20 protein-coding genes are annotated in these 21903 nt (G+C 71.5%); 2 read left to right on the forward strand and 18 right to left on the reverse strand.

Annotated features, from left to right (window positions below):
• Window positions 1-74: 74 nt before the first annotated feature.
• Window positions 75-578, forward strand: a complete 504-nt coding sequence (gene bldD, locus C4J65_RS04180; RefSeq protein WP_007447547.1) for a transcriptional regulator BldD — start codon at window positions 75-77, stop codon at window positions 576-578.
• 112 nt (window positions 579-690) lie between these two features.
• Here the strand turns inward: bldD and nusB are convergent, their stop codons facing one another.
• From nusB to C4J65_RS04250, 13 genes are all read right to left on the reverse strand, one after another.
• Window positions 691-1119, reverse strand: coding sequence for a transcription antitermination factor NusB (gene nusB, locus C4J65_RS04185; protein ID WP_115741154.1), 429 nt, complete (start codon window positions 1117-1119; stop codon window positions 691-693).
• A 2-nt stretch (window positions 1120-1121) separates the two neighbouring features.
• The gene (gene efp, locus C4J65_RS04190; protein ID WP_003977335.1) at window positions 1122-1688 is read right to left on the reverse strand and encodes an elongation factor P; all 567 of its coding nucleotides are present in this window, start codon (window positions 1686-1688) and stop codon (window positions 1122-1124) included.
• A 63-nt stretch (window positions 1689-1751) separates the two neighbouring features.
• The gene (locus C4J65_RS04195; RefSeq protein ID WP_115741155.1) at window positions 1752-2858 is read right to left on the reverse strand and encodes an aminopeptidase P family protein; all 1107 of its coding nucleotides are present in this window, start codon (window positions 2856-2858) and stop codon (window positions 1752-1754) included.
• A gap of 204 nt (window positions 2859-3062) precedes the next feature.
• Window positions 3063-3932, reverse strand: coding sequence for a Pro-rich N-terminal domain-containing protein (locus C4J65_RS04200; RefSeq protein ID WP_115741156.1), 870 nt, complete (start codon window positions 3930-3932; stop codon window positions 3063-3065).
• A 167-nt stretch (window positions 3933-4099) separates the two neighbouring features.
• Entirely contained in the window at window positions 4100-5749 is a 1650-nt protein-coding gene (gene aroB / locus C4J65_RS04205; protein WP_115741157.1) for a 3-dehydroquinate synthase, read from the reverse strand.
• A complete protein-coding gene (aroC, locus tag C4J65_RS04210) occupies window positions 5746-6930 on the reverse strand; it encodes a chorismate synthase (protein WP_115741158.1) in 1185 nt (394 codons plus the stop codon). The genes aroB and aroC overlap by 4 nt, the downstream gene beginning before the upstream one ends.
• Window positions 6931-7115: 185 nt before the next feature.
• Window positions 7116-7439 (reverse strand): hypothetical protein, encoded by a 324-nt coding sequence (locus C4J65_RS04215; protein WP_115741159.1) that lies wholly within the window; start codon window positions 7437-7439, stop codon window positions 7116-7118.
• 48 nt (window positions 7440-7487) lie between these two features.
• Window positions 7488-8327, reverse strand: coding sequence for a shikimate dehydrogenase (locus C4J65_RS04220; RefSeq protein ID WP_115741160.1), 840 nt, complete (start codon window positions 8325-8327; stop codon window positions 7488-7490).
• Entirely contained in the window at window positions 8308-10056 is a 1749-nt protein-coding gene (gene mltG / locus C4J65_RS04225; protein ID WP_115741161.1) for an endolytic transglycosylase MltG, read from the reverse strand. The genes C4J65_RS04220 and mltG overlap by 20 nt, the downstream gene beginning before the upstream one ends.
• Before the next feature lie 128 nt (window positions 10057-10184).
• The gene (gene ruvX / locus C4J65_RS04235) at window positions 10185-10649 is read right to left on the reverse strand and encodes a Holliday junction resolvase RuvX (RefSeq protein WP_240330618.1); all 465 of its coding nucleotides are present in this window, start codon (window positions 10647-10649) and stop codon (window positions 10185-10187) included.
• Window positions 10650-10684: 35 nt separating this feature from the next.
• Window positions 10685-13357: an alanine--tRNA ligase gene (gene alaS, locus C4J65_RS04240; RefSeq protein WP_115741163.1), complete on the reverse strand. Its 2673-nt coding sequence runs from the start codon at window positions 13355-13357 to the stop codon at window positions 10685-10687.
• Window positions 13357-13731 carry a hypothetical protein gene (locus tag C4J65_RS04245; RefSeq protein ID WP_115741164.1) on the reverse strand — a complete coding sequence of 125 codons (375 nt, stop codon included), beginning with the start codon at window positions 13729-13731 and terminating at the stop codon, window positions 13357-13359. Before C4J65_RS04245 ends, alaS begins: the two co-directional genes overlap by 1 nt.
• Before the next feature lie 7 nt (window positions 13732-13738).
• Window positions 13739-14188, reverse strand: coding sequence for a DUF948 domain-containing protein (locus C4J65_RS04250; RefSeq protein WP_115741165.1), 450 nt, complete (start codon window positions 14186-14188; stop codon window positions 13739-13741).
• 165 nt (window positions 14189-14353) lie between these two features.
• On the opposite strand from C4J65_RS04250, the gene C4J65_RS04255 reads away from it, so the two are divergent.
• On the forward strand, window positions 14354-16543 hold the full coding sequence (locus C4J65_RS04255; protein ID WP_162833009.1) for a regulator: 2190 nt from the start codon (window positions 14354-14356) through the stop codon (window positions 16541-16543).
• A gap of 44 nt (window positions 16544-16587) precedes the next feature.
• Here C4J65_RS04255 and rpsD read toward each other — a convergent pair whose 3' ends face one another.
• The 5 genes from rpsD to C4J65_RS04280 form a co-directional block, all read right to left on the reverse strand.
• Window positions 16588-17202 carry a 30S ribosomal protein S4 gene (gene rpsD, locus C4J65_RS04260; protein ID WP_003977321.1) on the reverse strand — a complete coding sequence of 205 codons (615 nt, stop codon included), beginning with the start codon at window positions 17200-17202 and terminating at the stop codon, window positions 16588-16590.
• A 293-nt stretch (window positions 17203-17495) separates the two neighbouring features.
• Window positions 17496-18851 (reverse strand): replication-associated recombination protein A, encoded by a 1356-nt coding sequence (locus tag C4J65_RS04265; protein WP_115741167.1) that lies wholly within the window; start codon window positions 18849-18851, stop codon window positions 17496-17498.
• Window positions 18852-18920: 69 nt separating this feature from the next.
• On the reverse strand, window positions 18921-19583 hold the full coding sequence (locus C4J65_RS04270) for a vitamin K epoxide reductase family protein (RefSeq protein WP_162833010.1): 663 nt from the start codon (window positions 19581-19583) through the stop codon (window positions 18921-18923).
• 194 nt (window positions 19584-19777) lie between these two features.
• Window positions 19778-21040: a histidine--tRNA ligase gene (gene hisS / locus C4J65_RS04275; RefSeq protein ID WP_115741169.1), complete on the reverse strand. Its 1263-nt coding sequence runs from the start codon at window positions 21038-21040 to the stop codon at window positions 19778-19780.
• 11 nt (window positions 21041-21051) lie between these two features.
• A complete protein-coding gene (locus tag C4J65_RS04280) occupies window positions 21052-21768 on the reverse strand; it encodes an MBL fold metallo-hydrolase (RefSeq protein ID WP_115741170.1) in 717 nt (238 codons plus the stop codon).
• Window positions 21769-21903 lie beyond the last annotated feature (135 nt).

Here is a 21903-nt window from a genome sequence, read left to right on the forward strand (position 1 = left end):
AACCTCACAGTGAGTTACCAGCCGCGCGGCCGACAACACAGCCTGCCGCGTCGACACCTTGTCCGGGGAGCCATATGTCCAGCGAATACGCCAAACAGCTCGGGGCCAAGCTCCGGGCCATCCGCACCCAGCAGGGCCTTTCCCTCCACGGTGTCGAGGAGAAGTCCCAGGGCCGCTGGAAGGCCGTCGTGGTCGGTTCGTACGAGCGCGGCGACCGTGCCGTGACCGTGCAGCGCCTCGCCGAGCTGGCGGACTTCTACGGCGTCCCCGTGCAGGAGCTGCTGCCGGGCACCACCCCGGGCGGCGCCGCCGAGCCGCCGCCGAAGCTGGTCCTGGACCTGGAGCGGCTGGCCACGGTGCCGGCCGAGAAGGCGGGCCCGCTCCAGCGGTACGCGGCCACGATCCAGTCGCAGCGCGGTGACTACAACGGCAAGGTGCTCTCGATCCGCCAGGACGACCTGCGCACACTCGCCGTCATCTACGACCAGTCGCCCTCGGTCCTCACCGAGCAGCTGATCAGCTGGGGCGTCCTGGACGCGGACGCCCGCCGCGCGGTGGCGTCCCACGAGGAGCTCTGAGCCCCCACCGCCTCAGCAGAAACGTGCCGCCGGGGTGGCCGGAACCGTTCGTACGGTTCCGGCCACCCCGGCGGCTTCTTGCGTGTGTGCGGCGCGGGCACGGCTCGTGGAGCTACTCCCGGCGCAGCGACGGCTTCAGGTCCTTCAGCCGGCCCAGCAGCCCGTTGATGAACGCGGGCGACTCGTCGGTGGAGAACTCCTTCGCCAGCTGGACCATCTCGTCCAGGACGACGGCGTCCGGGGTCGCGTCGACCCACAGCAGCTCGTACGCGCCCAGGCGCAGGATGTTGCGGTCGACGACGGGCATCCGGTCGAGCGTCCAGTCCACCGAGTACTGGGCAATCAGCTCGTCGATGCGCTGCGCGCGCCCGGCGTAGCCCTCGACCAGCTCCATCGTGTACTCGCTCACCGGCGGCTGCCGGGTGTCGGACCGGGAGTGCCGGACCCAGTCGGCGAGCACCGTCAGGACGTCGGCGCCGCGCTGATCGCCCTCGAAGAGGATCTGGAAGGCGCGCTTGCGGGCCGTGTTGCGAGCAGCCACGGTTAGCTGTTCACCCGGCCGAGGTAGTCGCTCGTACGGGTGTCGACCTTGATCTTCTCACCGGTGGTGATGAAGAGCGGGACGTTGATCTGGTGACCGGTCTCCAGGGTGGCCGGCTTGGTGCCGCCGGTGGAGCGGTCGCCCTGGACGCCCGGCTCGGTCTCCTGGATGGTCAGCTCGACGGCGGCAGGCAGCTCGACGAAGAGCACCTCGCCCTCGTGCTGCGCGACGGTGGCCTCGAAGCCCTCGACGAGGAAGTTGGCGGCGTCGCCGACGACCTTGCGGTCGATCATCAGCTGGTCGTACGTCTCCATGTCCATGAAGACGAAGTAGTCGCCGTCCATGTACGAGAACTGCATGTCACGCTTGTCGACAGTGGCCGTCTCGACCTTGACGCCGGCGTTGAAGGTCTTGTCGACCACCTTGCCGGAAAGCACGTTCTTGAGCTTGGTGCGCACGAAGGCCGGGCCCTTGCCGGGCTTGACGTGCTGGAACTCGACGACGGACCAGAGCTGGCCGCCTTCGAGCTTGAGCACCAGGCCGTTCTTGAGGTCGTTCGTGGAAGCCACGGTTGCGGAATCTCCTGGACTGGACTGACGTGGACGACCCGGGAGCGTACGCACAGCGCGAGGCTAGAGCGCGAGCAGCTCCTTGGTCGTGATGGTGAGTAGCTCGGGTCCGCCGTCCGCCTCGGGGCGCACGACGAGCGTGTCATCGATCCGGACCCCGCCCCGGCCCGGGAGGTGAACCCCCGGTTCGACGGTGACCGGCACACAAGCGTCCAGTTTACCCATGGCCGCGGGGGCCAACTGAGGGTCCTCGTCGATTTCGAGTCCGACACCGTGCCCGGTGAGTGCCGGAAGGTGCTCCGCGTACCCCGCGGAGTCCAGTGGCTGGCGGGCGGCACGGTCCACGTCGCGGCAGGCCGCGCCGGGTGCGAGGGCCTCCCGTCCGGCGCGCTGGGCCGAGAAGACGAGGTCGTACAACTCGATCTGCCAGTCGGCCGGCGAGGTGCCGATGACGAACGTGCGGCCGATCTCGCAACGGTAGCCGCGGTACGTCGCGCCCAGGCACACGGAGAGGAAGTCCCCCTCCTCGACCCGCCGGTCGGTGGGCCGGTGACCGCGGCGCCCCGAGTTGGGTCCGGTGCCGACGGAGGTGGGGAAGGCGGGGCCGTCGGCGCCGTGGTCGACGAGGCGGCGTTCCAGCTCCAGGGCGAGGTGCCGCTCGGTGCGGCCGACCAGGATGGACTCCAGGAGCTCGCCGAGCGCCTGGTCGGCGATCTCGGCGCCGATGCGCAGGCAGGAGATCTCCTCCTCGTCCTTGACCACCCTCAGCTGCTCGACGGCCTGTCCGAGGTCGGTCAGGCGCAGCGCCGGCGCGACGGAGCGCATGGCGCGGTGCCGGACCACGGTGAGGTGGTGGTCCTCCGTGGCGAGGGAGTCGGCGCCCTGGTCCGCGGCGAGGTCGGTGGCCGCGACGGCAGGATCGCCGCCGGGGCCGGGCAGTGCGCGCACCGGCAGCGACTCGTCGGGGCGGCCCTGCGTCGGCCGGTCGTCCGGCGGGCCCGAGCAGACCAGCAGGTCCTCGGTCCTGCCGAGGAGCAGCACGGCGCCGTGCGGGGCGGGGCCCGCGAGATAGCGCACGTTGGCGGGCCGGGAGACGAGCGCCGCCGCGCTGCCGCCCGCGTTGCAGCGTTCCCGTAGGCGCGTCCGGCGGGCCGCGTAGACCTCTGACATGAGCCGAGCGTATGGCTCCGCCGGTTGGTGTGCCGCTCGGGTGGGCCGAGTGGGCGGGGCCCGGGGACGCGGGGTGCGCCAACTGGGGTGGGTCTTCTTGTCGTATGGCGCCTGACAGGCCGGTGGGGGCTTGTCGCGCCCCCGCGGCAGAGCCGCATGTCGATACAGTCCCGCGCCCCTTCGGGGCGCTCTCCTCCCCGGCGCCTACCAGTTCGGAGGGCTGGCTATCGAGCGGGAGAGGACCTCGTCGAGGAGGTGGGCGGTTTCCGGGATGTCGAGCTGGGAGTTGTCGATGATGGGGAGGCCGGAGCCGTACCAGCCGGCCATGCGGCCGTGGATACGGGCGACCTCCTCGTCGGTGAGGCGCCGGTTGCCGCTGCGTTCGGCATTGCGCTCCAGGACGATGTCCAGGCCCGGCAGGAGGACGACCGGGAGCAGACCGGGGCCGACGTGCCGTTTCCACCCGCCGAGGCCGACGACCGGGCGGTCCGGGAAGACCGCGTCGTCGAGGATGCAGGAGATGCCGTTGGCGAGGAAGTTGCGCGCGGAGAAGCCGCAGGTGCGGCGGGCGAGGCGGTACTGCGCCTCCGAGTGCTCGTTCCACCCGGTCTGGGGGTCGGCGAAGCCGGAGCGGACCCATTCGCGCACGTCGTCGAGGCTGATGTGCGCGGTGGGAACCCGGCGGTGGTCCGCCCAGTACTTGGCCACGCTGGTCTTGCCCGCGCCCGCCGGGCCGATGAGCAGCACCGCGAGAGTGGTCGTGGTGGGGTCGGGGGCGGCGGCCGTGGCGGGGGGCACCCTGGGCACGGCCACCGGACCGCCGGGCGGCAGCGGCACGTGGCCGGTGGTGTCTGGCGCGGGCGGGGCGGGAGCCGGCTGGTGCGGGGCCGGGCCGGGACCCGGGTGCGGGGCGGGGGCCTGCCGCGGTGCCACGGGGTACCCAGGCGCCGGAGGGGGCACGGGGGCAGGGCCCTGGGGCGGGCCGGGGTGGTGTGCGGCCGGGGACCAGCCGAGGACCGGTCCGTGCCCCGGCTGATGGGGCGGCGGCAGCGGAGAACCCACGGGGTGCTGCATCCGGTGCCACTCCGTCTCGTACAGGCGATGGGCGCTGACGACGGGAAGGGGGCCCGTCGTCTTGCTACCGAACGGTACCGCCCCCGGCCGTCGTTTGGTGAACGGCCGGGAGCGGCCCGAAGTGCCCGTCCCGCGCGGCGAATCGGGCGGAACGGCGCACCGGGGTACTACTCGCCCACCTCGCCGTAGGCGGCGAGGAGGACGGCGGGGTCGGGGCCCTCCAGCACGGTGGGCCTGGCGAGACCGTCCAGGACGATGAACCGCAGCAGGTCACCGCGGGACTTCTTGTCGACCTTCATGTTCTCGACCAGCTTGGGCCACTGGTCGTAGCGGTAGTGCAGCGGCAGGCCGACCGCTTCGAGGATGCTGCGGTGGCGGTCGGCGGTGGCGTCGTCCAGCCGCCCGGCCAGGCGGCCCAGTTCGGCGGCGAAGTGCATGCCGACCGATACGGCGGCGCCGTGGCGCCACTTGTAGCGCTCGTTCTTCTCGATGGCGTGGCCGAGGGTGTGGCCGTAGTTCAGGATCTCCCTCAGGCCCGCCTCCTTCAGGTCGGACGAGACGACCTCGGCCTTGACCCTGATGGAGCGCACGATCAGCTCGGCGGTGTGCGGACCGGCCGGCGTCCGCGCGGCCTGCGGGTCGGACTCGATCAGGTCCAGGATCGACGGGTCGGCGATGAAACCGGCCTTGATCACCTCGGCCAGTCCGGAGACGTAGTCGTTGACCGGCAGCGAGTCCAGGGCGGCCAGGTCGCACAGGACACCCGCCGGCGGGTGGAAGGAGCCCACCAGGTTCTTGCCCTCGGCCGTGTTGATGCCGGTCTTGCCGCCGACGGCCGCGTCCACCATGGCCAGTACGGTGGTGGGGACGGCGATCCAGCGCACTCCGCGCAGCCAGGTCGCGGCCACGAACCCGGCCAGGTCGGTGCTGGCACCGCCGCCGACCCCGACGACGACGTCGGTACGCGTGAAGCCGGACTGGCCCAGCGCCTTCCAGCAGTACGCGGCGACCTCGGCGGTCTTGGCCTCCTCGGCGTTGGGCACCTGGATCGCGATCGCCTCGTAGCCCTGCCCGGCGAGGTCGGCGCGCAGCGCGTCACCGGTCTCGGCGAGCGCCTCGGGGTGGATCACCGCGACCCGCTTCGCCTTCGCCCCGATCAGAGCGCCCAGCTCGCCCAGGAGCTGACGGCCCACCAGGACCTCGTAGGGCTCGGACCCCGCGGTGCCGCCGATCTCGATCCTTGTCACGTCGTTCACCACAGCGTCCTCCGGCCCGGGGTCCGGGGGTTGTCCCCCAGGAGATTCAGTCTTCAACTCCGCTGCTTCCAGGGCGGCTTGGGTGACTTCTTCCGGCGTGCGGCCGTCGGTGGCCACCACGGCCGTGGCGACCTCCTCGTAGAGGTGCCGGCGGGCCTCCATCAGCTCGCGCCACTGCTTGCGCGGGTTGACCGTCAGCAGCGGGCGCGCCACGTTCAGGCCGGTGCGCCGCACCGCCTCCTCGACGTCCATCGAGAGGTAGACCACCCGGTGCCCGGCGAGCAGCGCGCGCGTGTCCGCGTCGAGGACCGCGCCGCCGCCGAGGCCGAGGACGCCGTCGTGCTCGCCGAGCGCGGTCCGCACGGCCTCCTTCTCCAGCTCGCGGAAGACCGGTTCGCCCTCGTCCACGAAGATCTCGGCGATGCTCCGTCCCTGCACGGTGACGATGTCCTCGTCGGTGTCCCGGAAGAGGACGCCGAGCCGCTCGGCCAGCAGCTGTCCGACGGTGGACTTGCCGACGCCCATCGGGCCGACGAGGACGACCAGCGGGCCCCCGCTCATCGGATGGCCAGGTGGTCGAGGTAGGAGCGCACGTTACGGCGGGTCTCGGCCACGCTGTCGCCGCCGAACTTCTCCGCCACCGCGTCCGCCAGGACCAGCGCCACCATCGCCTCCGCGACGATCCCGGCGGCCGGCACCGCGGACACGTCGGAGCGCTGGTGGTGCGCCTGCGCGGCCTCGCCGGTGGCCACGTCCACGGTCTTCAGGGCGCGCGGCACCGTCGCGATCGGCTTCATCGCCGCACGCACCCGCAGCAGCTCGCCGGTGGTGAGCCCGCCCTCGGTACCGCCGGAACGGCCCGAGACCCGGCGGATGCCGTCGGGCGTGCCCACGATCTCGTCGTGCGCCTGGGAACCGGGCACCCGGGCCAGCTCGAACCCGTCACCGACCTCGACGCCCTTGATCGCCTGGATGCCCATCAGGGCGCCCGCGAGCCGCGCGTCGAGCTTGCGGTCCCAGTGGACGTGCGAGCCGAGGCCCACCGGCACACCGTAGGCGAGGACCTCCACGACGCCGCCGAGGGTGTCGCCGTCCTTGTGGGCCTGGTCGATCTCGGCGACCATCGCCTTCGACGCGTCCGCGTCCAGACAGCGCACGGGGTCGGCGTCCAGCCTCTCGACGTCGGCCGGCGTCGGGTACACGCCGCGCGGCGCCTTCGCCGAGGCCAGCTCGACGACATGGCTGACGATCTCGACGCCGGCGGTCTCCTTCAGGTACGACCGGGCCACGGCGCCCAGGGCGACGCGGGCCGCCGTCTCGCGGGCCGAGGCGCGCTCGAGGATCGGCCGGGCCTCGTCGAAACCGTATTTCTGCATCCCGGCGAGGTCCGCGTGGCCGGGGCGCGGCCTGGTCAGCGGGGCGTTGCGCGCGAGGCCGGCCAGCACCTCCGGGTCCACCGGGTCGGCCGCCATGACCTGCTCCCACTTGGGCCACTCGGTGTTGCCGACCATCACGGCGACCGGGGAACCCATGGTCAGCCCGTGCCGGACGCCGCCGAGGAAGGTCACCTCGTCGCGCTCGAACTTCATCCGCGCACCGCGGCCGTAACCGAGCCGCCGCCTGGCCAGGTGGTCCGCCACCATCTCCGTGGTGATCGGCACACCGGCGGGCAGCCCCTCCAGCGTCGCGACGAGTGCGGGACCGTGGGACTCCCCCGCGGTCAGCCAGCGCAACCTGCTCAACGGTGCTCCTCAGTACTCGCGCCCCGGTATGCCCCGCGTACGCGCCTTCTTCGCGTACGCGACGGTCCGACCGGGTGCGCGGCCCCGGTCCGCCGCCTTTGATCCTCCCACGTCCGGTCGTCGGACCCGGTCGCCGGTCCATCTGACGGACGCCCGGACGGACGGGCGGACGGCCCCGGGCGACGTCAGTCGGGACGGTTGCCCTGCTGCCGAGGCGGAGCGTAGGAACCGAGGAAGTCGGCGCCGCTCTCCTGCCGCCGCGGCGGAGCGTACGGGCCGAGGAAGTCGGCCCCGCTGCCCTGGTCGTACGGCTCCGTCCCGGGCAGGGCCCGGCCCGCGCTCCTCGCGCGCCGCCGGGCGATCCCGCGCTTCGCCTTGACCACCCAGCTCGCGACGACGGCGAGCACGATCAGGGCGAGCACCGTGATCTGCACCCAGTCGGGCAGGAAGCCAAGGACGGCCTCGAATATCTCGGACTTGGCGGAGGCCAACGGCACGCCTGTGTACATGGATCGTCTTCCCCTCCCGTTCCGCCCCCTGCGGAACCGGACGGGATCCTAGCGATCCGCGAGCGCGTGCTCCCCCGCTTTTCGCATCGCGGCCAGCGGTGCGGGCGTCCGCCCCGTCATCTGCTCCACCTGGAGCACGGCCTGGTGGAGCAGCAGGTCCAGGCCGCTGACGACGGCACCGCCGTGCGCCGACCAGCGGGCGGCGAGCGCGGTGGGCCAGGGGTCGTAGAGCACGTCGAAGAGCGTGGTGGGCCTCTCGGGGACGGCGGCCGCGAGCGCGTCGGTGGCACCGGCCGGGGTGGTGGCCACGACCAGCGGCGCGCGCAGCGCCTCCGCGGCGTCCGCCCAGTCGGCGAGGCGTACGTCGACGCCGAGCCGCTGAGCCCAGCCCCGCATCTCGGCGGCGCGCGCCGCGCTGCGCACGTAGACGGCGATCTCGCCGGTGCAGATCCGGGCCAGCGCGGCGAGCGCGGAGGACGCGGTGGCGCCCGCGCCGAGGATCGCGGCGGACTCGACCTTCTCGACGCCGTGCTCGCGCAGGGCGGCGACGATGCCGGGGATGTCGGTGTTGTCGCCGGTCCGGCGGCCGTCCGCGGTGAGGACGACGGTGTTCACCGCGTCCACGGAGGCCGCCGTCTCGCTGACCGAGTCGAGCAGCGGGATCACCGCCCGCTTGAGCGGCATGGTCAGCGACAGTCCCGCCCACTCTGGTCCGAGCCCCTCGAAGAAGCCCGGCAGGGCCGTCTCGTCCACGTCGAAGCGGTCGTACGTCCAGTCCGCGAGGCCCAGCTCCGCGTAGGCGGCGCGGTGCAGCACCGGGGAGAGGGAGTGGGCGATCGGCGAGCCGAGTACGGCGGCCCGGCGCCGGTCAGTTGCCGGAGCTGGCATCGAACTTGTCCTTCAGCCTCAGGAACTCGTCGTGGGTCTTGGCGAACTCGGTCTTCTTCACGCCGTCGGTGGCCACGAAGTAGATCCAGCCGTCCTCGGTGGGGTTGAGCGCCGCTTGCAGGGCCTCTTCGCCGGGGTTGCCGATGGGTCCGGGCGGCAGGCCCCGGTGGTAGTAGGTGTTGTACGGGTCCGGGTTGGTGTTGATCTCGGACTCGCTGATGTGGATCTTGCTCTGGCGCATGAGGTAGTTGAAGGTCGAGTCGAACTGGAGCTTCTGGTTCGTCTCGGTGTTGGACTCCTTGAGCCGGTTGTAGATGACCTCGGACATCTTGCGGAAGTCGTCATGCGTCTTGCCCTCGGCCTGCAGGAGGCTCGCCACGGTGAGCAGCTCCCACGGGCCCTCCAGACCGAGGCCCTCCGCCTTCTGTTCCAGGCCGATCTTCTCGTACTGCTCGCCGGCCCGTGCCACCATCTGCTTGAGCACGTCCTCGGGCTTCTGTCCCTTGGCCGCCGAGTAGCTGGACGGGTAGAGGAAGCCCTCCAGGGGATCCTTGACGTCCTTGTGGTTCAGCGCCCAGTCCGGCAGGCCGAGACTCTTGTACTCGGACTTGGCGACCTTGGCGGTGGTGCCGTCCTTCACTTCGAGGCGTTTGTCGATGAGCTTGTAGACGTCGGCGTTGCGCTTGCCCTCGGCGATGATCAGGTTGCTGCGGCTCTTCGGGCTGAGCAGGAGTTCGACGGCGCTCTCGGCCGACATCTCCTTCTGCAGCGTGTACACGCCGTCCTGGATGCTCTTGCCGCGGGGGTTGCTCTGCTGGGCGGCGATGAAGGCGTCGACGCTCTTCACCACGCCCTGCCGCTTGAGTTCCTGGCCGATCGTGGAACCGCCCGCGCCCTTGGGGATGGTGACGGTCACCTGCTCGCCGTTGCCGCCGCCCGCGAAGTCCGGGGCCGCGCCGAAACGATCCTGGTAAAACTGGTAACCGAAATATCCGATGCCCGCCACGCCGCCGCCGAGCACCAGGCAGACCACCAGGCAGGCACATCCGCTGCGGCGCTTCTTGGGCTTGCCGCCGCCCCTGGTTCTGCGGTCCTCCCGGCTGTCGCGGCCGTCGCCCGGCGCGTCGTCGTCCTCGTCCGCGTCCCCGCCGGCGAAGAAGGCGTGCTCCCCCTCGTCCGGTCCGGGGTCCCAGTCGGTGCGCTGCGGCTCGGGCTCGGCGCGCCTTCGGGTGGGCGGCTCCGGCGGCGGGTACGCCTCGGGGGTGCCGTAGAAGTCGGGCTGCTCGGCGCCGTAGCCGCCGGCCTGCTGTCCGTAGGGGTCGGACGGGTCGGCCGGGTAGTGCGCCTGGGGGTGTGCGCCGCCGCTCCAGCCGTCGTTGCCGTAGCCCTGCTGCGGCTGGGCCTGGGGCGCGTACTGCTGGTCGTACTGCTGCTGACCGTACTGGTGCTGGTCGTACTGCTGCTGTCCGTACGGGTCGTACTGCTGTTCGGGCTGCTGGTGGGCGTACTGGTCGTACTGGGGCTGTCCGCCGCCGTACGACGACTGGCCGCCATTGCTCCAGTCGCCGTAACCCTGCTGCGCCTGCTGCTCCGGATACTGCTGCGGCTGGCCGCCGTAGGGGGACTGCTGACCCGCCTGGGCCTGCTGTCCGCCCCATCCGCCGTCCCCGTACAACGGGTCCTCCGGATGCCACGGTTCGGAGCCTGGGCCCCGGCCATACTCAGTCATCGATCCCCTAGAGCCGCGAGGCGACGGGGACCGGGGCCCTTGCCGAAGAGCCCGCTTCCGTTCCGCCTCTTGCTGTGCGGTGGCTGTTCGAATGCCTCCGCATCGCGCGGAACGTTACCGTACCGCGATCAGATGACCACTTCGACGCCCTCGCCGGGTGGCCTGCCTGACACCCGTTCGGATTCCAGGGCCTGCTGGAGGATGATCACGGCGGCGGCCTGGTCGATGACGGACCGGCCCTTCTTGGACTTCACTCCGGAGGCGCGCAGCCCCTGGCTGGCGGTGACCGTCGTCATGCGTTCGTCCACCAGCCGGACCGGGACGGGCGCGATGCCCTTGGCCAGCTCCTGGGTGAAGCGCCTGACCTTGGCCGCGGCCGGGCCCTCGCCCCCCTTGAGGGAGCGGGGGAGGCCGACGACGACCTCGATCGGCTCGTACTCCGCGATCAGCTGCCTCAGGCGCCGGTGCGCCGCCGGCACGTCGCGGCCGGGAACGGTCTCCACCGGGGTGGCGAGGATGCCGTCGGGGTCGCAGGACGCGACCCCGATGCGGGCGTCGCCGACGTCGATCGCCAGGCGGCGGCCGCGGCGCATGACCGGGCCGTCCGCCTGGTCGCTCTCGGGCGTGCTCACTTGGCGGTGTCCGCCACGAGGCGCTCGACCGCGGCGACCGCGTCACCGATGGCGGCCGGGTTCTGGCCGCCGCCCTGGGCGACGTCCGGCTTGCCGCCACCGCCGCCGCCGAGGGTCTTGGCGGCGGCGCGCACCAGGTCACCGGCCTTGAGGCCGCGCTCGCGGGCGGCCTCGTTGGTGGCGATGACCGTGAGGGGCTTGCCGTTCACCGTCGTGAACAGAGCCACGACGGCAGCCCGGCCGCCCTGGATGCGGCCGCGCACGTCGAGGACCAGCTTGCGCAGGTCGTCGGCGGTGGTGCCGTCCGGGACCTGGCCGGTCACCAGGGCCACACCGCGCACGTCCTTGGCGGAGTCGGCGAGACCGCCGGCGGCCTGGAGGACCTTCTCGGCGCGGAACTTCTCGATCTCCTTCTCGGCGTCCTTGAGCTTGCCGAGCATGGCGGAGACCTTCTCCGGCAGCTCCTCCGGACGGCCCTTGATCAGCTCCTGGAGCTGGGCGACGACCGTGTGCTCGCGGGCGAGGAAGCTGTAGGCGTCCACGCCGACCAGGGCCTCGATGCGGCGCACACCCGAGCCGATGGAGGACTCGCCGAGCAGCTTGACCAGGCCGAGCTGGGCGGTGTTGTGCACGTGGGTGCCGCCGCACAGCTCCTTGGAGAAGTCGCCGATGGTCACGACGCGCACGCGCTCGCCGTACTTCTCGCCGAACTCGGCGATGGCGCCCTGCTTCTTGGCCTCGTCGATGCCCATGACGTCGGCGCGCACGTCGAGGTCGCGGGCGAGCACCTCGTTGATCTTCTGCTCCACGTCGGTCATCACGGCCGTCGGCACGGCGGACGGCGAGCCGAAGTCGAAGCGGAAGCGGCCGGGCTGGTTCTCGGAACCGGCCTGCGCGGCCGTCGGGCCGAGGGCGTCGCGCAGCGCCTGGTGGGTGAGGTGGGTCGCCGAGTGGGCACGGGCGATGGCCTTGCGGCGGCGGTCGTCGATGGAGGCCTGCGCCTTGGCACCGACGGTGACCTCGCCGACCTGGACGACGCCCTTGTGGACGTACACGCCCGGCACCGGCTTCTGGCAGTCGCGGATCTCGATCACGGCGCCGGTGTCGACCCGGATCCGGCCGGTGTCGCCGATCTGGCCGCCGCCCTCGGCGTAGAACGGGGTGCGGTCCAGCACGATCTCGACCTCGTCGCCCTCGGTGGCGGCCGGGGACGAGGCGCCGTCGACGAGGATGCCGACGATCGTGGACTCGGTCTCGGTGTCCGTGTAGCCGACGAAGTCGGTGGCGCCGGCCTTGTCGGCGATCTCCCGGTAGGCACCGGCACCGGCGTGGCCGGTCTTCTTGGCCTGGGCGTCCGCCTTGGCGCGCTCCCGCTGCTCCTTCATCAGGCGCCGGAAGCCGTCCTCGTCCACGGACAGCCCCTGTTCGGCGGCCATCTCCAGGGTGAGGTCGATCGGGAAGCCCCAGGTGTCGTGGAGCAGGAACGCCTTGTCACCGGCGAGGACGGTGCCGCCCGCGGCCTTGGTGTCGGTGACCGCGGTGTCGAGGATGTTGGTGCCGGCCTTCAGCGTCTTCAGGAAGGCGTTCTCCTCGGCGAGGGCGACCTTCTCGATCCGCTCGCGGTCGGTGACCAGCTCGGGGTACTGCTGCCCCATCATGCCGATCACGACGTCGATGAGGTCCTTGACGACCGGACCGGTGGCCCCGAGCAGCCGCATGTTGCGGATGGCGCGGCGCATGATGCGGCGCAGCACGTAGCCGCGGCCCTCGTTGCCGGGGGTGACGCCGTCGCCGATGAGCATCACGGAGGTGCGCATGTGGTCGGTGACCACGCGCAGCGAGACGTCCGAGGCCTGGGCGTCTCCGTAGGCCACGCCGGTCAGTTCGGTGGCCTTGTTGATGACCGCCATGGAGGTGTCGATCTCGTACATGTTCTGCACGCCCTGCAGAATCATGGCGAGGCGTTCCAGGCCCAGGCCGGTGTCGATGTTCTTGCTCGGCAGCTCGCCGAGGATCTCGAACTCCTCCTTGCCGATGCCCTCGCCCCGCTCGTACTGCATGAAGACGAGGTTCCAGATCTCCACGTACCGCTCGTCGTTGACGGCGGGGCCGCCCTCGGCGCCGAACTCGGGGCCGCGGTCGTAGTTGATCTCGGAGCAGGGGCCGCAGGGTCCGGGGACACCCATGGACCAGTAGTTGTCCTTCTTGCCGAGGCGCTGGATGCGCTCGGAGGGGACGCCCACGACGTCGTGCCAGATGCGCTCGGCCTCGTCGTCGTCCTTGTAGACGGTGATCCACAGGCGCTCGGGGTCGAGGCCGTAACCGCCCTTGTCCTGGGGGCTGGTGAGCAGCTCCCAGGCGTACTTGATGGCGCCTTCCTTGAAGTAGTCGCCGAAGGAGAAGTTGCCGCACATCTGGAAGAACGTGCCGTGCCGGGTGGTCTTGCCGACCTCTTCGATGTCCGGCGTGCGCACGCACTTCTGGACGCTGGTGGCGCGGTCGAAGGGCGGCTTGACCTCACCCAGGAAGTAGGGCTTGAAGGGCACCATGCCGGCCGGGACGAGGAGCAGAGTCGGGTCGTCCGCGATGAGCGACGCCGAAGGGACGACGGTGTGACCGCGCTCCTCGAAGAAGCTCAACCAGCGGCGACGAATCTCGGCCGACTCCATCAGTGGTCCTCATTCCGGTTGTACGAGTGCGTCGTCCTGTCGTCGACGACGTACTTCGGGTTGCTGCTGTTGCTGTTCTCGATGGCGTGGCGGGGCCGCGGGGCGGTGAGTTCCTGGTTGAGGGAGCCCGGGTCGGGGGCCTTCAGGCCCAGCGCGTCGTCCAGTTCGGCCTCTCGCTGGGCCATGTTGTCGCGGACGTCGAGCGCGAAACCCACCGCGCGGTCCCTGACCCGGGTGCCCACGTCCAGCGCCTTGTTCGCCGCGGTGGCGGCGAGGCTGTCGGGGGTGAGCTGCTTGAGCTTCCGGTTGACCTTGGTGGTGGCCCACACACCGGCGGCCACGCCGGTGCCGAACCAGAACGTACGGCGGAACATCGCTCGGTCAGCCCTTCTTCCGCTTCGTCCGCCGCGCGGCCGGGAGCGTACGGCCCACGATCACGTTGCGCCGTGCCTGGGCGGCCGGGGCGGACATGTCCTCCTTGCGACCGCCGAGTGCCCGGCGCACGCCGTACCCGAACGCCGCGACCTTGACCAGCGGGCCGCCGAAGGTGGAGGCCACGGTGGTGGACAGCGCGGAGGCGTTCGAGGTGACCTCCTGGACGTCGGAGGCGATCGCGTCGACCCGGTCGATCTGGGTCTGCGCGCTGCGCACCGCCGCGGAGGCGTCGGCCAGCAGGGGGACGGCCTGGTCGGTCACGTCCGCCACGAGTTTGGTGGTCGTCCTGAGCGTCTGGGCCAGCCTCGCCAGTGCGACGGCGAGGAAGGAGACCAGGATCGCCCAGAAGACGGCCACCAGGATCCCGGCCACCTCGCCACCGGACACTGTGTGCACCCGCTCCCTGAAAGACGTGCCTGAACATCGGGAAAGTCGTGCGGCGAGCCTATCGCGCCGGGCGCGGGGCTCCGTACCGGATTCCCCGTCGCGCGCGGCGCGGTGCGGTCGGGTTCGGTGAAGCGATTGTACGGAGTGAATACGGTTCAGTACGCTCCGTGTTTCATGCGAGACCATCGGAGCGACGGCATCCCGCACGGCAATCTCCCACTGGAGCTCGACACCTTCGTCGGGAGAGGGGCGCAGCTGGCGGAGCTGGCGCGGTCGCTGGACTCCGCACGGCTGGTGACCGTCACCGGTTCCGGCGGTGTCGGCAAGTCCCGGCTGGCCGCGCGGGCGGCCGCGCGCCGCTCGCCCCGGGACGGGGTGTGGCGGGTGCAGCTGGCGCCGGTGCGGGACGAGGAGTTCGTCGACTACGCGGTGGTGGAGGCGCTGGGCCTGACCGACCACACGACCCGGCTGCCCCGCGAGACGCTGCTCGCGCATCTGGCCGAGCGGGAGCTGCTGCTGCTCCTGGACGGGGTCGAGCACCTGGTGGACGCCTGCGCGGCGCTGGTGACCGAGCTGCTGGGCCGTGCTCCGGGGCTCAGGGTGCTGGCCGTGGGGCGCAGACCGCTGGGCGTGGCCGGCGAGCGACTGGTTCCGCTGGCGCCGCTGGGCACGGAGGAGGCGGTGGAGCTGCTGACGGTCCGGGCCGGGCAGCGGAGCGTCACCTGCGGCCACGACGCGGACCCGGACGCGGACCAGCGGGAGGTGCGCGAGCTGTGCCGGCGGCTTGACGGCATCCCGCTGGCGATCGAGCTGGCGGCGGGGCGCCTGGGCGCGCTGTCGCCGGGGCAGGTGCTGCGCCGCCTGGACGACCGGTTCCGGCTGCTGACGGGCGGGGACCGCAGCGCGCTGCCCCGGCACCGGACGCTGCGCACGGCGATCGGCTGGAGCCACGAGCTGTGCACGCCGCCGGAGCGGCTGCTGTGGGCACGCCTTTCGGTGTTCGCCGGGCCGTTCGACCTGGAGGCCGCCGAGTACGTGTGCAGCGGAGACGAGCTGCCGGCCGACGACGTGCTCGACGTGCTCTCCGCCCTGCTCGCCCAGTCCGTGCTGACCCGCGAGGAGTCGCCCGCCGGGGTGCGCTACCGGATGCTCGACACGGTACGGGCGTACGGCGCCGACTGGCTGGCGGCGACGGGGGACGCGGACCGGCTGCGGCGACGGCACCGGGACTGGTACGTGGGCCTGGCGACCTGGTGCGAACTGGAGTGGTTCTCGCCGCGCCAGGGCGAGGTGGCCGCACGGGTGGACGCCGAACTGCCGAATCTGCGCAGTGCCCTGGAGCACTGCCTGGACGAGCCGGACGGCGCCCACCTGGGCCAGTACCTGGCGGGCGCCCTGTGGTTCCACTGGGTGGGCTGCGGGCGGCTGTCGGAGGGGCGGCACTGGCTGGAGCAGGCGGTGCGGCTGGACGCGGAGCCGACGGCGGGCGAGCAGTCCCGGCTGAAGGCGCTGTGGGTGCTCGCCTACGTGGCGATCCTGCAGGGCGACACGGTGCCCGCGCTGGCGGCGCTCCAGGAGTGCCGCGAGGAGGCGGAGCGCTCGGCGAATCCGACGGCGGTGGCGTACGCGGAGCACCGCACCGGCTGTCTGGCGCTGGTGACGGACGACCTGTCGCGCGCGGAGACGCTGCTGCGCTCCGCGCTGCACCGCTACCGGGAGATCGGCGAGCTGAACAGCAACGTGCTGATGGGCCAGGTGGAGCTGGCGATGGCCCGGGCGTTCCAGGGCGATCTGCCGGACGCGGTGCGCCTGTGCGAGGACGTGCGCCAGGTGTGCGAGGACCACGGCGAGCGCTGGGCGCGGGGGTACGCCCTGTACGTGCTGGCGTACGCGGCCTGGAGCGACGGTGAGCCGGTGCGCGCCCGCGCGCTGCTGGCCGACTGCCTGGGCAGTGCGCACCGCTTCCGCGACCAGCTGGGCTCGGTGCTGGCGATGGAGCTGCTGGCCCTGGTCACGGTGGCGGAGGGCGACGCGGCGGAGGCGGCGGTGCTGCAGGGCGCGGCGGGGCGGATGTGGCCGTCGGTGGGGCTGCCGCTGTTCGGCTCGGCGCACTACAACGCGCCGCACGAGTTGTGCGAGGCGGCGGCCCGGGAGCAGCTGGGCGACGAACGGTACGAGGAGTGCGTGCGGCACGGGGCGCGGCTCGGGCGCCGGGAAGCGGTGGCGCGGGCCCTGCGCCGGCCCGGGGCTAGGGCCTCGCTGCCGGCGCCGCGCCCGACGGCCGTGCGACGGGCCGGGGCGGGCGCCCGGACGGCGAAGCCCGCCGCCTCGCCCACCCGGAAGGGCGGGGAGACGGCGGGCTGAGGTACCGCTGGTACTGCGCCTGCTCGTTCAGCGTTTCCGCTGGATCAGCGGGCGTAGTACTCGACGACGAGCTGCTCGTCGCAGATCACCGGGATCTCCTTGCGGTTCGGCTCGCGGTCCAGGCGGAACGCCAGGGCCTTGAGGTTCACCTGGAGGTAGCGCGGGGTCTCGCCGTCGGGGGCGAAGCCACCTTCGCGGGCGATGGTGAAGAGCGTCTTCTCCTTGGAGCGCTCGCGCACCTGCACCACGTCGTCCGGACGGACGCGGAAGGACGGCTTGTCGACCTTCTGGCCGTTGACCTGGATGTGGCCGTGGACGACCATCTGGCGGGCCTGGTAGATCGTGCGGGCGATGCCCGAACGCAGGACCAGCGCGTCGAGACGGCGCTCGAGCTCGATGACCAGGGCCTCGCCGGTCTTCATGTTGGTCTTGGAGGCACGCTCGTAGGCGCGGACGAGCTGACGCTCGCTGAGGTCGTACTGCGCGCGCAGACGCTGCTTCTCGAGCAGACGGACCTTGTAGTCCGAGTTCTGCTTGCGGCCGCGGCCGTGCTCACCCGGCGGGTAGGGGCGGGCCTCGAAGTACTTGACGGCCTTCGGGGTCAGCGCGATGCCGAGGGCACGCGACTTCTTGACCTTGGGGCGGGGCTGGTTCGCCACTGTCTGTGTCTCTTTCCTGGATTTCCGGCTTGTCAGGGTTGAGGGAGGTCGCATCCGCAGCCGGGGAAACCCGCCGGGTCCGCTCGGGACCTGCCGGGCAGCCGCTCCCTGGTCTGGGCACATACGTGCAGCACGCGAGTGGCCCACCGACCGCTCCCGGATCTCCGGGTGGTGGTGGGCTGCCCGCGACACCATCGACGGTGCGCGACGCTCCTGGAACCCGTGAGGGTTCCGGCCGGTCGTCCCGTTCTGACTGCACGGGACACGGCACTCCGAGGGATTCTACAGGCTGTTCAGGACGGCTTGCGACCGAGGTGCCCGCGGGTCCACTCCACCGCGTCCGCGTACCGGGCCTCGGCGCCGTGCCGGGTCGGCGTGTAGTACGTCCGGTCCTTGAGTCCGTCCGGGGCGTACTGCTGGGCGGCGATGCCCTCGGGCAGGTCGTGCGGGTACACGTAGCCCTGTCCGTGTCCGAGCTTGCCCGCGCCCTTGTAGTGGCTGTCGCGCAGGTGGGCGGGGACCGGTCCGGTGTGCCCCTTGCGCACGTCGTCCAGGGCGGCGCCGATGGCGGTGGTCGCGGCGTTGGACTTGGGGGCCAGGGCGAGGGCGATAGTGGCGTGGCTGAGGGTGAGCGCGGCCTCGGGGAAGCCGATCATGGCGACGGCCTGGGCGGCGGCGACGGCGATCTGCAGGGCGTTCGGATCGGCCAGGCCGATGTCCTCGCTGGCCGAGATCATCAGCCGTCGGGCAATGAAGCGGGGGTCCTCGCCGGCCTCGATCATCCGGGCCAGGTAGTGCAGGGCGGCGTCCACGTCGGAGCCGCGGATGGACTTGATCAGGGCGCTGGCGACGTCGTAGTGCTGGTCGCCGTCGCGGTCGTACTTCACCGCGGCCCAGTCGACCGTCTCCTCCAGCGTGGTCAGGCCGATCTCCGCCTCGCCCTTGTCGAGGGCGGCCCCGGCGGCGGCCTCCAGCGCGGTGAGCGCGCGCCGGGCGTCGCCGCCCGCGATGCGCAGCAGATGCCCCTCGGTGTCCTCGGGCAGGGTGACGGCGCCCCCCAGGCCGCGCTCGGCGGTCAGGGCGCGGCGCAGCAGGTCGCGGACGTCGTCGTCGGTGAGGGGTTCGAGGGTGAGCAGGAGGGAGCGGGAGAGCAGCGGGGAGATCACCGAGAAGTACGGGTTCTCGGTGGTGGCGGCGATCAGGGTGACCCAGCGGTTCTCCACGGCCGGGAGCAGGGAGTCCTGCTGGGCCTTGCTGAAGCGGTGGATCTCGTCCAGGAAGAGGACGGTCTCCTTGCCGTACCCGCCGACCGCGCGGCGGGCGCCGTCGATGACCGCACGGACCTCCTTGACGCCCGCGGTGATCGCCGACAGCTCCACGAACCGCTTGTTGGTGGCCTTGGAGACGACGTACGCCAGGGTGGTCTTGCCGGTGCCCGGCGGCCCCCAGAGGATGACCGAGGAGGGCCCCGCGGGTCCGGACGCGCCCTCGCCGACCAGGCGGCGCAGGGGGGATCCGGGCTTGAGCAGGTGCTGCTGGCCGACGACCTCGTCGAGGGTGCGCGGGCGCATCCGCACGGCGAGGGGGCTGCCGGTCGGGTCCTTCTCCTGGCGTTCTTCGGCTGCGGCGGTGAACAGATCGGGCTCCACGCCTTGAACCCTAAATGACCGCACCGACAACGCGGCGGGCCCGGTGGGCCCGCCCTCGCGGAAGACCGGTCAGCTGGTCCAGAAGTCCCACCAGCGGGTGAGGATCATCATGCCGATGATGCCGATGTGCAGCACCGGCAGCACCCAGGTGAACTCGCCGAAGAACCCGCGCAGCCAGCCCGGCGCGGGCAGGAAGCCCTTGCGGACGTTGAAGGACGTCACGTACCAGAACATCAGGATCGTGGCGACCCAGGCCAGGCAGCACCACAGGCACAGCGAGTTGATCCGGTACAGGGACTGGAACTGGAGCCACGAGACGAACGCGACGCCGAAGAGGCAGCCGGCGTTGAAGGTCAGCCAGTACCAGCGCGGGTAGGTGGCACGGGCGAGCAGGCTCACGCCGACGCAGATGACGATGCCGTAGGCGACGAGGCCGAGCATCGGGTTGGGGAAGCCGAAGACGGAGGCCTGGTCGCTCTCCATGATGTTGCCGCAGGAGACGACCGGGTTGAGGCTGCAGCCGGGCGTGAACGTGGTGCCGGCGACCTTGGCCTCGAGGATCTTCTGCTTGTCGATCGTGATGACCCACGCGGCGAGCAGGCCGGCCGCGCCCGTGATCACCAGGAGCAGCGCGAGGGCCCGGCTGCCGCCCTCGGTGCGCGGGGTGCGGGTGCCGCTGTCCGGCGCGGACTCTGCCACGGTGGAGACGTCCTTCACTGTCGTCTTGCTCATCACGCCGATTCCGTCGCTGGGGAGTGGGACCTGCTTCGGGCAGGGGCCATTGTGCCGCACAAGCCTGTATGGGCACCGTTCGATGAGCCTATGAACGGATCGGCGATCACTCCGGAGCGGCGCCTTCCGGCCACCACCCGTTCCCCAGGGGCACGCGCGAGCGAGAACACGTGCCCCTGAAGGGTGTCGGCCCGCTAGCCGAGCCTCGACTCCAGCTCCGCCACGATCTCGTTGACGCCGATCGCGGTCTGCTCGCCGGACTCCATGTCCTTGAGCTGGACGACGCCCTCGGCGAGATCCCGCTCGCCCAGGACCAGGGTGTAGCGGGCGCCGGAGCGGTTGGCCGCCTTCATCGCGGCCTTCAGGCCCTTGCCGCCGTAGGAGAAGTCGGCGGCGACGCCGTTCTTGCGCAGCTCGGTGACCTTGGCGAACAGGATCCGGCGGGCCTCCTCGCCGAGCGGGACCGCGAAGACGGAGGTGGTGGACGGGATGTCCGGTTCGATGCCCTCCGCCTCCAGGGCGAGGACGGTGCGGTCGACGCCGAGGGCCCAGCCGACCGAGGGCAGGGAAGGGCCGCCGATCATCTCGGACAGGCCGTCGTAACGGCCGCCGCCGCCCACCGCGGACTGGGAGCCCAGTCCGTCGTGGACGAACTCGAACGTCGTGCGCGTGTAGTAGTCCAGGCCGCGCACCAGCTTCGGGTCGTCCTCGAAGACCACGCCCGCCGCCGTGATCAGCTCGCGTACCTCCTCGTGGTACGCCTTGCAGGCGTCGCACAGGTAGTCGCGCAGCAGCGGGGCGTCGGTGAGCTGCTTCTGGACGTCCGGCCGCTTGTCGTCCAGGACGCGCAGCGGATTGATCTCCGCGCGGCGCAGGGTCTCCTCGTCCAGGTCGAGCCCCCGCAGGAAGTCCTGGAGCGCGGCCCGGTAGACGGGACGGCACTCCTGGTCGCCCAGGGAGTTGAGCAGGATGCGGAAGTTCTGCAGGCCGAGTGCGCGGTACGACTGGTCGGCCAGGATGATCAGTTCGGCGTCCAGGGCCGGGTCCTCGGCGCCGATCGCCTCGGCGCCCACCTGGGAGAAGTGGCGGTAACGGCCCTTCTGGGGGCGCTCGTAGCGGTACTGCGAGCCCGAGTACCAGACCTTGACGGGCAGGTTGCCCGCCTTGTGCAGGTTGGCCTCGAGGACCGCGCGCAGCACGGGCGCGGTGGTCTCCGGGCGCAGGGCGAGCCGGTCGCCGCCCTTGGTCTCGAAGACGTACATCTCCTTGGTCACGATGTCGGTGGACTCGCCGACACCGCGCGCGAACAGCTCGACGTTCTCGAAGCCGGGCGTCTCGATGTAGCCGTAGCCGGAGTTGCGCAGCGGGGCGGCGATCGCCTCGCGGACCGCCAGGAACTTGGCGGAGTCGGGCGGCAGCAGGTCGTACGTGCCCTTGGGGGCCTTGAAGGTGCTCACGGAAGGTCTCGTCACATTCCTCGTCGGGGCGCGTTCGGAGCGCTGTTCCCTTGGCGGCCTGCGGCCACTTGCCGCAAGTACGGGTTGGTGGCGCGTTCCTGGCCGATGGTCGTCTGGGGGCCGTGTCCGGAGAGCACCACGGTCGAGTCGTCGAGCGGCAGGCACACGCGTGCCAGGGACTCGAGCATGTCGTCCATGGAGCCACCGGGGAAGTCGGTGCGTCCGATGGAGCCGGCGAACAGCAGGTCGCCCGAGAACATCACCGGCGGGATGTCCGCCGCCTCGGGCAGGCCGAAGGTCACCGACCCCTTGGTATGGCCGGGCGCGTGCGCGACGGTCAGCTCCAGGCCCGCCAGCGCCAGCCTCGCGCCGTCGGTCAGCTCCTTGACGTCGTCCGGCTCCCCGACGGTCAGCTCGCCCATGAGCGGCATGCCGATGCTGCGGCCGATCCCCTTCTCGGGGTCGCTCATCATGAAGCGGTCCTCGGGGTGGATCCAGGCGGGCACGTCGTGCGCGCCGCACACCGGGACGACCGAGGCGACGTGGTCGATGTGGCCGTGGGTGAGGACGACGGCGACGGGCTTGAGCCGATGCTTGCGGATCGCGTCCTCGACTCCGGGGGCCGCCTGGTGGCCCGGGTCGATGATCACGCACTCCTCACCGGCGGCGGGGGCGACGAGATAGCAGTTCGTCCCCCAGGCCCCGGCGGGGAACCCGGCAATGAGCACGATCGTCCTTCGTTTGGGTCGGTACGGGTGGGCTTGCGAACGGGTCGCGCCCATGGTCAGAGCCTACCGGCGGTGCCGATTTCTCAGCGAACCCATATACGGTACGGGGCTACACGCCCACGGTCGGCTCATCGC

This window comes from Streptomyces sp. CB09001 (assembly GCF_003369795.1).
In the GTDB taxonomy this organism is placed as follows: domain Bacteria; phylum Actinomycetota; class Actinomycetes; order Streptomycetales; family Streptomycetaceae; genus Streptomyces.